General features: G+C 55.4%; 13 protein-coding genes. 1 reads left to right on the forward strand and 12 read right to left on the reverse strand.

Annotated features, from left to right (window positions below; translation table 11 throughout):
* Positions 1–68: 68 nt before the first annotated feature.
* The 3 genes from JY391_RS03490 to JY391_RS03500 all read right to left on the reverse strand — a co-directional run bounded on the left by JY391_RS03490 (position 69) and on the right by JY391_RS03500 (position 3098).
* A complete protein-coding gene (locus JY391_RS03490; protein ID WP_060570326.1) occupies positions 69–584 on the reverse strand; it encodes a GNAT family N-acetyltransferase in 516 nt (171 codons plus the stop codon).
* A gap of 19 nt (positions 585–603) precedes the next feature.
* Positions 604–1965, reverse strand: coding sequence for an MFS transporter (locus JY391_RS03495; protein WP_042292298.1), 1362 nt, complete (start codon positions 1963–1965; stop codon positions 604–606).
* Positions 1966–2183: 218 nt separating this feature from the next.
* Positions 2184–3098: a GntR family transcriptional regulator gene (locus JY391_RS03500; RefSeq protein ID WP_042292297.1), complete on the reverse strand. Its 915-nt coding sequence runs from the start codon at positions 3096–3098 to the stop codon at positions 2184–2186.
* Positions 3099–3236: 138 nt separating this feature from the next.
* Between JY391_RS03500 and JY391_RS03505 the strand changes: the two genes are divergently transcribed.
* Positions 3237–4259 carry a zinc-binding alcohol dehydrogenase family protein gene (locus JY391_RS03505; protein ID WP_211935230.1) on the forward strand — a complete coding sequence of 341 codons (1023 nt, stop codon included), beginning with the start codon at positions 3237–3239 and terminating at the stop codon, positions 4257–4259.
* A gap of 43 nt (positions 4260–4302) precedes the next feature.
* On the opposite strand, the gene JY391_RS03510 is transcribed toward JY391_RS03505, so the two are convergent.
* The 9 genes from JY391_RS03510 to opgB all read right to left on the reverse strand — a co-directional run bounded on the left by JY391_RS03510 (position 4303) and on the right by opgB (position 13727).
* On the reverse strand, positions 4303–4779 hold the full coding sequence (locus tag JY391_RS03510; RefSeq protein WP_060570323.1) for a FidL-like protein: 477 nt from the start codon (positions 4777–4779) through the stop codon (positions 4303–4305).
* Positions 4780–4782: 3 nt separating this feature from the next.
* A complete protein-coding gene (locus JY391_RS03515) occupies positions 4783–5517 on the reverse strand; it encodes a winged helix-turn-helix domain-containing protein (protein ID WP_042292295.1) in 735 nt (244 codons plus the stop codon).
* Between the two features lie 110 nt (positions 5518–5627).
* A complete protein-coding gene (locus tag JY391_RS03520) occupies positions 5628–6593 on the reverse strand; it encodes a Csu type fimbrial protein (RefSeq protein ID WP_211935231.1) in 966 nt (321 codons plus the stop codon).
* Entirely contained in the window at positions 6584–8800 is a 2217-nt protein-coding gene (locus JY391_RS03525; RefSeq protein WP_211935232.1) for a fimbria/pilus outer membrane usher protein, read from the reverse strand. The genes JY391_RS03520 and JY391_RS03525 overlap by 10 nt, the downstream gene beginning before the upstream one ends.
* The gene (locus tag JY391_RS03530; RefSeq protein ID WP_181822537.1) at positions 8784–9539 is read right to left on the reverse strand and encodes a fimbrial biogenesis chaperone; all 756 of its coding nucleotides are present in this window, start codon (positions 9537–9539) and stop codon (positions 8784–8786) included. The genes JY391_RS03525 and JY391_RS03530 overlap by 17 nt, the downstream gene beginning before the upstream one ends.
* A 1-nt stretch (position 9540) precedes the next feature.
* A complete protein-coding gene (locus JY391_RS03535; protein WP_042292287.1) occupies positions 9541–10047 on the reverse strand; it encodes a Csu type fimbrial protein in 507 nt (168 codons plus the stop codon).
* Between the two features lie 10 nt (positions 10048–10057).
* The gene (locus tag JY391_RS03540; protein WP_200035491.1) at positions 10058–10609 is read right to left on the reverse strand and encodes a helix-turn-helix domain-containing protein; all 552 of its coding nucleotides are present in this window, start codon (positions 10607–10609) and stop codon (positions 10058–10060) included.
* Complete coding sequence (locus tag JY391_RS03545) at positions 10606–11250, reverse strand: EAL domain-containing protein (RefSeq protein WP_211935233.1); 645 nt, start codon at positions 11248–11250, stop codon at positions 10606–10608. Before JY391_RS03545 ends, JY391_RS03540 begins: the two co-directional genes overlap by 4 nt.
* Before the next feature lie 185 nt (positions 11251–11435).
* A complete protein-coding gene (gene opgB / locus JY391_RS03550; protein ID WP_060570316.1) occupies positions 11436–13727 on the reverse strand; it encodes a phosphatidylglycerol--membrane-oligosaccharide glycerophosphotransferase in 2292 nt (763 codons plus the stop codon).
* Positions 13728–13735 lie beyond the last annotated feature (8 nt).

Here is a 13735-nt window from a genome sequence, read left to right on the forward strand (position 1 = left end):
TTGGCGCTGCGCTTAACCGGCCTACCGGGTAAGCGTCGGCCTGGAAAAGCGTAGCCGCCCTCGGACGTTTACCTCAGACGCAGGCGCATGGCGCAGCGGGATCCACGGGCGATACCCCGCGCCGTTTCTGCTTCTCGCTTCTGACGCAATGCGGCTGGCAGCGAGTCCTCGTCGAGCATCTCAAAGCCCAGCCGGGCATACAGCGGCGCGTTCCACGCCACGTCACGAAACGTGGTCAACGTCATCGCGGTATAGCCCTGTTCATCAGCCCATTGTCTGACAACGTTGAGCAACTGACGACCAATTCCTTTCCCCTGCCAGTCGAGATGCAGCGAAAACTCTGCGATATACAACGAAGACTCCTGTGCTTCTGCGAGCAGGAAGCCAACGGTATGCCCGTCGGTCTCTGCCAGCCAGCTCATTCCGGCTAAGACATATTCCCGATGCTGCTCCACGGTCATAATGGTGTCGTCAGCGATCCAGGCAAGCGCAGGAACGGCTAAAAAGCGCCGTCCTGCCGAGCGCTCAATAGCGGGCAGGTCGGCGGTATCAGCAAGTGTGGTGGGGCGGCAGTGTATTTTCATCCGCTCAGTATATTGCCTTTCACACCTTACGGGGATCGCTAATTGGCTGGCGAACCAGGAAGATGTAAGCCAACGCGCCTGCTGCGGTGACGCAGCCGCAAATAATCAACGCCAGGCGGAATGAGTGGGTGGTATCAACGATAAAACCGGTAATAATCGGCGCGAACGAGGCGCAGATAAAGCTGGCGAAGTTCTGGATACTGCCCACCGACGCGGTCATCCGTGAAGCGACAGCCACGTGGATAAGACCCCAACAGGAAGTCCCGGCGAAATGGATACAGAACAGCGCCATGCCAATCAGCAGAACCGCGCTCATGGAGGTGGTGGCGTTTGGCACCACAAAGGTGAAGGCCGCAGAGCACAGCATCCCGGCGATAATGCAGATTTTACGGCTTTTAATTGGCTGCATTCCGCGTTTTACCAGCCCGTCGGTGACGTAGCCGTTGACCAGCATCCCCGCCGCGCCGAACAGGAAAGGGATCGCCGCCATCAGCCCGGTACTCTTTAAATCCAGGCTGTAGGCCGTTTGCAGATACCCTGGCAGCCAGGCCAGATACAGCCACGCGGTATAATTAATGCCGCTAAAGCCGAGCATCATGCCCCACATGGTGCGGTTGCGGAACAGGCTGCGCCATTCGGCAAAACTCAACGGATCGCGACGGGCGTTGACGCTCCCGGCGTTCAGATAAGCCTGCTCGACGGCGGTCAGTTCCACCTGCTCGCGGTTGCGATACAGCATATACCAGCCGATGGCCAGAAAAATACCCAGCACGCCGATGGTAATAAACATGCCGCGCCAGCCCATGACCAGCATCATTGCCGCCAGAATCGGCGGACTGATGGCTACGCCAATAGTGGATGCCGCGTTAAAAAAGCCCATTGGTCGACCACGTTCTTTGATGTTAAACCAGTCGTTGATGACCTTCACGCCGCACGGGTTCATCGGCGCTTCGCCGATCCCCATGCCGATGCGCACCAGCACAAACTGCGTAAAGCTGTGCACCATCCCGGAAAGCGCCTGAAACAGCGACCAGAAGAACATGCCGAGGCCGAGCATAATGCGTGGCCCTTTGCGGTCCAGCAGCGGGCCGCAGGGAAGTTGGGCGATGCCGTAGGCCAGAGAAAAGACCGACAGCAGCGCGCCGATCTCGGTGGCGCTTAGCCCTAACTCTTCCCGGATCGTCAGGTTCGCCACCGACAGCGAACTACGGTCAAGATAATTAATCACCGCTGCGAAAAATAATAAAATCATTGCAGTGGTCTGAATACGTTTTATTCGACTGCTGCGTTGTACCATGCCTTCAGGCGGGACGGTAATATCGGCAGTGGCCGGTTTGTCAAATGAAGAACGCGGGTCGAGGGTAATATTGTCTTTTTCCACGCCGAACTCCCATTACTTGTGTTTATTATTTTCTGCGGGACATCGTGTCGCGCAGCGTTCATGTAAACGATCGGCAAAGGAATATTTTATCCCCGCCGCTCACAATGCTTTTTTAATAACGTCGACAGTTCGTGAGCATAGGTAAGGGATATTTCTTCCGCGTTTTTATTTTGATAAAAGCGTGCGGTGGGTTCCGGAATCCTGTTTTTAATCTGTCTTTAATACGTCTCCTGGACACGCTGATTGATTGAGCGAATCATCGATTGTTTCGCGGTATTCAGATGGTTACGCAGTGCCAGCGTGGCATCGAGATCGCTTCGGCAGATTAATGCGCTGAGGATGGTCATGTGTTCGTCGACGGCGATGATATTGCGCTGCTTCAGGTCACGCTCGTCCCACTGATAGTGGAAATGAAAGATCACGGAGATAATTTCAAGTGACTGATTAAAAAATATATTATCTGCAGCGGAAAGGAGCAACGCGTGAAAATCCCGGTCCAACTGGGAAAACATGCGAAAGCTGCTGCCGATGCTGTCGCGCAGCGTCCGGTGGCGCTCAAGCAAGGTTCGGGCCTGTAACCAGCGCGGGTCGTCATCGGGTAGATTGAGAAAATGCTGCAATGCGTGCGTCTCCAGCATCTCCCGTAGCTCAAAAAGCTGTTCAGCCCACGACTGGTCAAATTGCTTCATACTCCAGTAGCCGCGTTTTTCACTTTGAATGAGGTTATAACGCCCGAATTTTAAAAGGTATTCCCGCACCACGACCGGGCTTACGCCCGCCGCGCGCGCCAGTTGAAGTTCAGAGAAGGTTTCGCCCGCGCGCAGTTGACGCTGGTTGATCATGGTGAAAAACGCCTGCTCAAATATCCGGTTTTGCTCCGCCATCGACGCCGTTGTGCAGGCAAAACCGTCGTCGGCGTCCGGACGGCGGGCGATGACGTAATCACCCGCCACCGGCGTCAGTACGCCGCATGCGCACAGGTGATGAAGGATATGGCGCACGGTCGTTCGGCTGATGTTATACATTTCCGCCAGCGCGCTTTGCGACGGCAGCGGAGAGGGAATATGGCCGCGCGCCATATCGTCGATTACCTGATTAATTACATTGTGGCGTAAATTTTGTGAACGGCTCATTATTTCCTCCTTTTTGCGCATTAAAACCCGATTTAAAACATTTTAATGCGTAGAGTTTCACAAATTAGCTTTCCGGTTACGCCGTTATTTCGCTTTTCATCAATATCTGAAGCAACGAAAAAACCGGAGTGCATGATTATGTCCACAATGACGATGTTGATTTGTCAGGAACCCAAAAAATTAATAGTGAAAAAAACAGAAATTCCGATTCCGGCGCGGTATGAGGCGTTAATTAAAATAAAAACTGTCGGTATTTGCGGTACCGATATCCATGCCTGGGGCGGGAACCAGCCTTTTTTTAACTATCCACGTGTATTAGGCCATGAAATATGTGGGGATATTGTCGCGCTCGGCGAAAAGGTGACTCATCTTAAGGTCGGTCAACAGGTGGCGGTGATCCCTTACGTCGCCTGCCAACAGTGTCCCGCTTGCCTGAGCGGTCGCACAAACTGCTGTGAACATATTTCGGTTATCGGCGTTCACCAGGACGGCGGCTTTGGCGAGTATCTCAGCGTCCCGGAAACGAATTTACTGCTGGCGGAAGATATTGAGCCGGAAGCGGCGGCATTGATTGAGCCTTATGCCATCAGCGCGCATGCGGTTCGACGGGCGGCAATTGCGCCGTGCGAGCAGGTGCTGGTTGTGGGGGCGGGTCCGATCGGGTTGGGCGCAGCGGCGATCGCCAAAGCGGATGGCGCGCAGGTCGTGGTGGCGGATACCAGCCCAGCCCGGCGCGAACATGTCGCCACCCGCCTGGGGCTGCCGGTGGTGGATCCGTCGGCCACAGACTTTGACGCGCAGCTGCGAGCGCAATTTGACGGCGCGCTGGCACAGAAGGTACTGGATGCCACTGGCAGCGCGCACGCGATGAATAACGCCGTTAACCTGATTCGTCACGGCGGCACGATTGTGTTTGTCGGTTTGTTCAAAGGCGATCTTCAGTTTTCCGATCCGGAATTTCACAAGAAAGAGACCACCCTGATGGGCAGCCGTAATGCCACTCCGGAAGATTTTGCCAAAGTGGGGCGCCTGATGGCGGAAGGCAAGCTGACCGCTGAGATGATGCTGACGCATCGCTATCCGTTCAGCCAGCTTGCCGGGATCTTCGAACGTGAAGTGATCAATAACCGGGAACTGATCAAGGGCGTGATAACGTTTTAGCTGTTGCCATACAGCGCCCGGAGCAGTGTGGGGCGCTGTCTTTTTATCCCGCACAGACCAGCAGCGGCGAGTAATAGTTGCTGATGACAACCGCCTCATCAGGCGTTCGTTGAATGTTTAAGAGGCGCTTCTGGTCCTGCGTTATCCCAAGGGCGTATTTTTCGAACACCCCCGCGGGCACGTCATCATGACCGAACCGTTCAACCTGATTGATCTGCAACTGGTAAAAAGCGTCATGGATGTGCTTCCAACTGAAATTCTGCTGGCGCGACACTGTCCAGTGATTCTGCTTATTCATGATATCGCCGTTCAGACTGAAATAACCGGTGCCGTCGGGCGTGAAATGCATCACCACGACGCCTTCAAAGGTAAACGGGTTGTCTGCCCGCCGATCCTTAAAGACCAGGCCTCCCTGACAGGTCATGGCCAACTGCTCACTGTGTTTGATCCACAGCCAGGTGCTCAGAATCACCAGCAGGCTGAGGGCAAGAACGGCGAAGATCCTTTTTTTCTGTTTCACGGTCTACCACTCATAGTAATACAAGGTCTGACAACTGCTGGTGTGTCCGCGAAAGCGCGAGCACTGCGAGAGCACCAGCCGTCCTTGATCGCCATACAGCAGCGGATCCTGAATGTGCACATAAAAGAGCGAGTCGGGCAGACAGCGAAATTCACCGGCTTTTTGTATCTGCGCCAGCAGCGCATCCGCCTGTTCGCGAAAGCCGTCAGGGAAGGGAGTGAAGCTGTAAACCGGACAGGTATCAATGTGGCTGAGCAGAAACAATTCTGCACGCTGACGATGCGCATTCCAGAACAATGCCGCGAGACATAACCCCGTCACGATGAGCGTCACGAGTATCAACGACCCGGTTATGCGCGGGGAGCGGGGGGACGCGGGGGCGCTTTCGCGCGTTTCTGTGTCGAGAGGGATCACGGGCATATCTGCGCTGAGCATAAACCCCACTTTCGGCACCGTGACGATAAACAGGCTGTCGGGCACCAGCGTCGCCAGCATTTTACGCAGGATACTGATGTATTGATTTAGTGAATTACTGGAGCCGTGCAGGCCGCGGTTATCCCACACCTCCTGCAGGAACGTCTCGCGTTCAACCACCATGCCGTGGTGGTCGATCAGCAGATTCAGAATGGTCTGCGCGGTGCAGGTTAACGACTGACTTTCCGCAGCGGCGTCATTCTGGAGTGTAAGCGTACCATCCTCGTTGTCGTAAACGAGCATGTCTGCAAGCAGGTATTTCATGGGATTATTGGTAGTCCGGGTGAAAGAGTAGCGGTGTATTTATTTAGTACGTGAATAATTTTAACGCTAAATGTTATCGGTAACATTGATCCAGGCCGGTATTAAACAGATTAATAAGTGAGCATTACGACAACATCGTCGCTGAACTCACCTGTGCCGGTTAAGGTTTGCGCCGGTACGCTGCCGTACACCGTCACATCCTGAATGCTGCCGTTATGATGGTCCATTTCCAGCGTATTGTTGCCGATCTGGTCTCCCCAGGGGCGGCTCATGGCGGCATCCTGCCAGAGGTTGTACGTGAGGCATTGCTGTTGCGAATTGCACATCTGGCGGTTTTGCCCGCGCGCATGTTCTCCGACGCTAAGCCCCAGGGAATAGCGCGTGCCGACAGGACAACGGGCACGGATCGATGCCGTTGAGTTCACCTGGCCGCGTAATGCGGTGCTGTTTACCACGCCAAAGTTGAGCGGCGAGACATTCTGGATGAAACAGCTGTCTGACAGAGTTGCACTGGCGTGTGAGGCGCTGTCGATGGCTTCGCCTTGTGATACGCCGTCCTGACAGGCAGTGAGCGCCTCGGGGCGGGTGGCGCTATTCCACGTTAATTTCAGTCCGAGGGCATAGTTAAAATAACTGCGCACCGGCAGGTTGTTCTGCCCGGCGGGGATCTCCGCGTTTAAGGGAAAACTGCCGCTGCCGACCTGATTGCCGCCCACCGTTAGCGGCGTTTGCAGCGCGCGACCCGCCGTTTGCGCGGTAAGCGGCCGGGTATTATCCACGGCGCTGTACAGGTTAAACAGCATCGTGTACGCCTTGCCTTCCTCATCGCCGTTGGAGGTCATCTTAAACGGGCTGGTTTCAAGGCTGCTCAGGCAGACGTTGAAGTAGCGCGTTTCGCCGAAATCGGCATAGCAACTGAAATGGACGCTGGCATGTGTCGTACTGGCGCTGCCGGTCACCAGCGTACCAAACGTGACGCCTGCGCCCTGGGTTATCCAGCATTTGCTGGCGCTGGCGTTAAAAGCCGACAGAATAAACAGCAGTAGCGCGAACAGCGGGCGCTGGCTTACAGACACGACAGCTCTCCCAGATTAACCGGACCAGCCTGCGGTTCAGAGGCGGGCAGACGGATCTGGCAGCGTCCTGCTGGCTGTTGTATCTCCAGTTTTCCCGGCATGGGCGGATTTTCCAGCCAGATAAACCCGTCGCGTCCGACAATCGTGGCGCCGTCGGGAGTATTGACCCTGCTGCCCATCGGAAGCGGATGACGCTGTTTATCCACTACCTGTGCCGTGACTAACCGCGAACGGTGGACGTGAAAGTCGACCTTCACCGCTTCGGTGACGCCCGGCGCGGCGTGGATATCCGTCACCGGCGTCACCACGTCCGGCGGCAACCTCAGCGGATCCAGGGTAATTTTGCTCTGGTGGTAGCGAGGCAGATCGGTCAACAGCAGAAAGCCATTTTCATCGGTTTCGCCCGCAGGCCGGTTTTCGATGGCGATGGGGATATGACCTATTCCGTTAGTGGTGATCAGCGCCATGCCCTGCTGATTGTAGCGCAGCGCATAGGCGTGTTTTTCCAGTAGCATCAGGGAGCCTTCGCCGGTGAGGTAGCGGCTGTTCTCGCGGTTGTCGCGATCCAGACCAACGCGCCATTCGCCATAGCGGCTCAAATGCCCAAGTTCCGCATGCTGCTGCCTGAGCTGACCGTCGCTGCGGGCAAGCTGCCAGGACCAGCCGCCCTGCAGGTCATCAGGTTGATGGCGATAATCCCAGCGAGTTGCGGTCTGGCGGGTCTGGAACGACACCGTGTCCCGCCTTCCCAGTGGCAAAGAGAGCAGAAGCTGAACGGTTTTGTCGCCATTGCTGAGTGAATGGCTATAGCCCAGCGTGGCAGAAATCCGGTTATCAAAGGTACGCGACCAACTGGCATTGATGTAGCGTACGCTGTCCTGCCGCACCCAGCCCGCACCGAGTGTGCCCCAGTCCGGTAACGCCTGGCTGAGCCACAGGCTGTCGCTGCGGCTGACGGGCAGACTTCCGCTGACCCGGGCAATATCAGACCAGTCGTCGCTGCTGCGGCTGGTGTTCAGCGAAAAACCGCTGCCCTGCGCGTTCCACTGATAGCCCAGCCCCCATTTCACGCCGTTGCCCACCTTTCCCTGGCTGGTCGCCAGATGACCGCTGAGCACCCCGGCGCGTGGCGAGGGTAGCCAGTCGCTGGCGATGCCGATATTGTGCGCCTGTCGATGCTGCTCGCTATGGACGCCCAGCGTCAGTTGGTTGCTGACCCCGTAGCGCCATCCCGCATCCAGTAGCGGGGATGCGGCGTAATCGTTTGAGTGTTCGGCATAATTTTCCCGTAGCCAACCGATATCCAGCGAATGGCTGCTCATCCCTTTCGCCAGCATGTCTGGCGTACCGTATACGTCAAGAGTGACCTCTCGCCGCTGACCGTTGATGTCGGTGATCACCACCTGCGCCTGCCCGCGACCAGAAAAGGTCGGCATCGTATCCAGAACGTAGTTGCCCGGCGCGACCCGCTGGCGGCTTTGTCGCAGGCCGTCAATGTACAAATCGACCGTTGACGGCAAAACCACGCTGTCGCTGAATTCTGCCCGTGGCGCGGTATTCAGCCGGGGATCAAGCTGAAAGTTGCGCGACAGATGCAGCCCGGCAAACCGTACCTGGCGGCTCCAGCTTACCCCGGTGGTGATGGCGTCACCGAGCGTCAGGCTGGTTAACGACTGCGGCATATCGTATTGCCAGGCTGTCATCAGACGGGTATGGCGGGTGCGCGCGTCATTCTGCCCCTGCTGAATGCGGCTGTTCATGCTGCTGCTCAGTTGGCCAGGCAGCCATCCGGAGCTTTGCATCCGGCTCTGGACGCTTGCCTGTCGTTCCGTTGCGCTTTCGCTGGCGTACAGTGAATAGTCGAGAGAGAGCGTCCCCATGGTTTCCGCCTGCGGCAGCACCTGTGACGACGGGGGCGGCTGGCTGACCAGATGTTGACGATGGTTTAATGCCGACGGTTTGAGCGTTAACGACAGATGCTGTTGCAGAGGGTCAAACTCCGCCTTAATGTCCTTGCGAGAAGCGAGATTGATCCAGGGGCGACTGTCATCGTTCAACGCGATCCCCAGAGATTTCGCGTCGCGGCTGGCGAGCCAGAGAGCGTTATCCTCAACGCGTACCGCCCAGAGTCCGTCGTGAACATAATGGTTAACGGTAATGGACAGGTACAGCGTGGTTTTCGCAGAGGGTTCAGCGTGGAGTGTCATGGGCAGTAGCCACAGCAGCAGGATGTACCTTAAGCAGGCTGGCTTCAGTATTTTCATTCAGATAGGCGCGCAGGGCGGATAGCAGGCGACGGTGATCGCGTTTAAACGGAAGCATGAACCGCTGTCCTGCCAGTACATAACCCGCCAGACCCGGGAGTGTTTCTATGGGGTGGCCATCGTTCGCCAGCGCCTGAACGTTACTCAGACGAATATGCGATGTTCCGCGGTTTTGGCACCAGATATCCTTCTCTTGCTGCGCGCAGGCGAGCTGCGAAATGTCATCCAGCGCCGCGTTGTGTTCCGCTGCGATAAACAGAGGGATCGAATAGCGCAACAGAAAATGGACGCCGGTATGGCTGGCGCCAGCGGCGGAAAGCCCTGGCAGTTCGTCGATCTGCAGGCGAAAGCTCTGTTCATGCGCGTGTAAGCCTGGGTTGAGTACCACGATGCGCACCAGTTGCTGTTGTCCGGGCTCCAGTGAGGCCACCGCCGGGCTGCTGACGATGTCGTCGGTCAGCGTGAGGACGTCTTTACCGTCGTCCTGCGTCCAGTCATAGATTCGCACCTGCGCGTGAATCGGCGTATCGCCTGTGTTGGTGAGATACAGGGCGGCGGCGCGCTGATGTGGGTTAAGATTCAGCGTCACGGGGGCGACCTGTAACGTGGCGGACTCGGCGTAACGGCTTAACAAACCGAGGATAGCCAGACAAAACAGCGTCAACAGAAATAGCCAGCGCATATTAGTACACCAGATTCAGCGTCACATCATCGCTGTATAAACCGGCTCTGGCCTCGGCCAGCGCGCCAGCCTCAATGACGCCGTAGAGGGTTTCTGACTGCGTTTGACCGTTACCCGTGCCTTCGATGCCGCCGCTGGCGTTTACCGGCGTTTTCTTACTTTCGTCGGCATACAGTTTATAGGCGATATTTTTCGCGCCGAGGCTACTGTCTTCTGCTTTCAGCCAGAATGTTCCATCGTTTTCGCTGTCGGCGCTGGCGGCAGAAAGCGAAAACGGCGTACCGTTAGTGCACAGCACGCTGAGCTGCGTACTGGCCTGAATCTCGTTGGTTTCGTCGGAACCGTGGCGAGAAAAATTCAGATCGTTAGCCTGCAGCGTGCAGGACTTCAGCACCTCCAGCGAGACGTGCAGCGTGGCGCTGGCCGTGCTGTCAGCCCACGCCAGCGGCGCGACAAGTGCGGATAAACTGAGACAAAGCGCCGGGAGCGCGCGGGAAGAAATTTTCATGTTTTCGTCCTTACGATGACAGGTAAAGCGAACGGCTTTCCATCAGATGCATTTTTCGATGCAGTTCCGCCAGCGTATGGCAATGAAACTTGACCATCGCGTTGCGTCTATGGGTGTAAATGGTTTTCGGCGATTTGTTCATCATTTCGGCAATTTTCACAGTGGAAAATCCCTTAATGATCAATAAACAAACGCTCACTTCTGTTCGGGTCAGTGGCGCATCTTTCTGGATCGTGCGGCGAAAATCAGGGTGACGGAGATGATTGGCAAACTGCTTTAGCGTCAGAGTGTCACGGATTACGCAGACGTTTTCAGGCGGCAGGATTTGCTGCACTTCGCGCAGACGGTTGTCAGGGGTGACGACCAACCATCTTCTGCTGCTGGCGTCGTTAAGCATCGTTTCGCGTAGCAGAAACAGACTCTTACTGGAGAGATCGTTGTGCCAGGCAATCGACAGTTGTGGTTCGCCCATCTCGCGGATTAAGTGGCGTAATCCTGACCAGAGATAGTAGTTGTCGCTGTATACAATGAGCTGATAACGCTCTGCAAATGAGGGAATCATAGTGCTGGTTTATTCCACAGATAACCCTGGCCGTAATGCGCCGTAGAGCGGCAGGCTAATTCGTAATCGTTGACGGTCTCAATGCCTTCTATCAGCACTTCTTCCGCAATCTGTCGGCAACGCTGGGCCAACTTCAACAGCGGAGTTTGTTGTTCGCGACCGGCCCAGAAGGCGTGTTTGTCGATTTTCGCACCGGAAAAGGCGTAGGCCTGTTCGAGCAGGCAGGTGAGAATGTCGTCATGGACATCGTCGGCCCAGACGGCAATGTCCATTTGACGAAGGGTGGCGATGCGCTCACGTAGCCTGCGGCTTTCGTCAGGGCTGAGCGCGCGGAGACGCTCAAGGTCTGTGAGTTCAATGGCAATCTTTTCCGGCTGATGCACTTCCGCTGCGAGGCGTTCTATGAACCCCTCGCTCAGCAGCACATCCTCACTGGCGTTGAGATAATATTTACCCGTCTGCGTTGTTTGCAGGACGTGAGTGAGCTGAGCAAAAAAGAGGCTGAACCTGTCCTGCAACGATAAGTGACTGAAAAAATGCTCCAGGTCTACCTCATCAGGGGCGGTGGACAACACCTCCCAGGCGATAACGTTTTCACTTTGTAAAACGCGGATAGATTCGAATTTATAACCTGTAAGCATGATAACCGGCGCGTTCGCTTGCCCTGAAAATGAATGTCGGGAAAGCGTAAGGGATTATCTTTCTGCAGGATATTTATAAATATAATTTCTATTTATAAGGTTATTATGACTGGCTTTTTATTTTTTTATAGGTTTATATTTTGTATTTAAGGGTTAAAGGCGGAATATTATCCCGCCTGATAATGTTAGCTTTGGCCGTTAACCACTTTGATTTCCACCATCCCAATACCGAGCTTACGCGGTGAGTGGCCGAGGATATTGCCTTCGTTTGTGGAAACCGGTTCAGGCGGAACAATCACCAGCGTATCCGCCTCGGAGGGGTTTTCAAAATGAAGCGTGGTAGTGGTGACGTCGTGACCTAATACCAGCGTCTGCTCTTGCTTGCCAACCCGCACCGGAATTGGGCGGTTAGCGTTGTCGCCGAATGCCTTCGCGGTGATCACCAGGTCAAATTTTTTCGGCAGCGGCTGCTTGTATTCGATTTTCACCTCATCGCCGAGCTGGGCGTTCGACCAGCGTCCCCACGATTCCGGGCGGGAAATCCCGCTGAACTGCTTCACTTCTTCCGGCGCGCCAGCCACGTTGAAGACAAAACTGTCGGCTTTGTAGCGGATGTCGTTATCAACGATCTTCAGCGTGTCGACGTTGCCTTTATAACGTTCCATGTCGATGAGGGTCTCGTTGAATGCCGTTTTGCCTTTCCACTGCGCTTTGTCGACATGTTGTACGATTTGCTGACCGCCAAGCTGTCCTTGCGACACGCACCAGTCAGTCGAAAGCGCCAGTTCCGGCGCCCACAGCTGGCCCATCTTGTAGCAGCGATCGACCCAGACGAAGTTATCTCGCGGGGCGAAATCGGCAAGCTGGAAGCGCAGCGGTGCGGAGTATTCACTTTCCGGCAGCGGCTCGACGCGCTTGTCGGAGACCCGCAGCAGCAGCGGCAGACGGAAATGACTGCCGGAAAAAGCGATCATGTTTTTATCCCGATCGACGGTGAACGTTTTCATCTCTTTCGGGAAGTTCCACAAACGGATAACGTCCGGCTTCATCGACAGGATTTTTTCTTTGCTGTTAAGGAAGATTTCGGACAAGGACCGACCGGATAAGCTGCTGCGGCCAAGACCGATAAAGTTATCGCCGCCGAGAATATCCAGCACCGTTGCGCCGTTATCCATGGTGTTACGCTTGACCGCCAGCGTCTCCTGCTGCGGCTTGTCGCCACGCAGCACAAAGAACAGATTATTACGATCCTGCTTGTTCAGGTATTTCCATGCGGTGTTGTTCATAGCCAGATGGTCAGAAGAGACCACGATTACGGTGTCTTTAAACCATGGTGACGCTTTGATTTTCTGGATAAAGGCGGCAATGTTTTCCTGGCTGCAGCTTACCGCGCTGAATGACTGGTTCGGCTTACCGTCAAAATCGTAGCGCTTACGATTACAGGTGCGCGAAATAAAGCCATCCGGGTGATGGGTATCGACCGTTAGGGTAAACAGTGAGAAACGCTGGCCGGAACGGGACAGTTCTTCAAACTTCTTCCACGCTTCGTCCAGCACCGTATCGTCGTAAAAGCCCCAGTCGTTACGGTAGGCCGGATCTGCCACCACGTTTTTTAACTCCTCCGCGCCATACAGATGGTCAAAGCCGTGGGATTTCAGAAATACGTCTTTTCCGGCAAAACGCAGGTTGGCGCCCTGGACAAAATAGTTCTGGTAGCCGGAGTTTTTCAGGATATCCCCCAGACAAATATTCTGCGGGAAGAAACTGGAAACGGACGCCGAGGCGTTACCTTCAAACGGGGCGAACAGTGGAATGCCGCACTGCGAAGCGACCATTCCGGCGATGGTGTAGTCGGTGCCCGGCAGTTGTTGAGTGTGGCTAAAGTCCAGCCCTTCATTTTTCAGCGCCCCCAGTTCCGGGGTCAGATCCGGAAAAGCATCGTTATCGAAATACGTACGTTCGAGGCTTTCACCATAGATGTAAACCAGATTCAGCTTCGGGTCAGGAATACGCTTCGCAGGCTCTTTATAGTATGTCGCGAAATCAGGATCGCCATCGCGGGTCTGGGATTTTACCAGTTCGGTGATCTGGCGAAAGGCCGGGCTGGCATCCACTGAACCGAGGGCCAGCAGCAATGCCAGCAGGCTGTAGCCAAAATGGTGCGGGTGGTGGCGACGACGGCGCAGCACCCAGCCCAGCGCGCCAAAGACCGCCACTAACGCCAGCGCAATGCCGACGCCTGGCAGGATGTACTTGCCCACGCCTGCGCCCGTCAGACTGTTGGTCAACGTGTAGAGCACTGCGTCGTTAATGCCGTCACCGGTAAAATAGTCGCTGGCGTAGAGCGTGATATTTAAAATCACAAACAGCCCCAGCACGGTTAATGTTGCGGCAAACCACCAGGTGTTGCGACCCGCTTTCCACGCATAAATGAATACGGAAGCGAGAAACAGAACGATGGAAAGTAACTCAGACAACAGACGAT

Origin of the sequence: Citrobacter sedlakii, assembly GCF_018128425.1 — a bacterium.
GTDB classification, from domain to species: Bacteria; Pseudomonadota; Gammaproteobacteria; order Enterobacterales; family Enterobacteriaceae; genus Citrobacter_A; species Citrobacter_A sedlakii.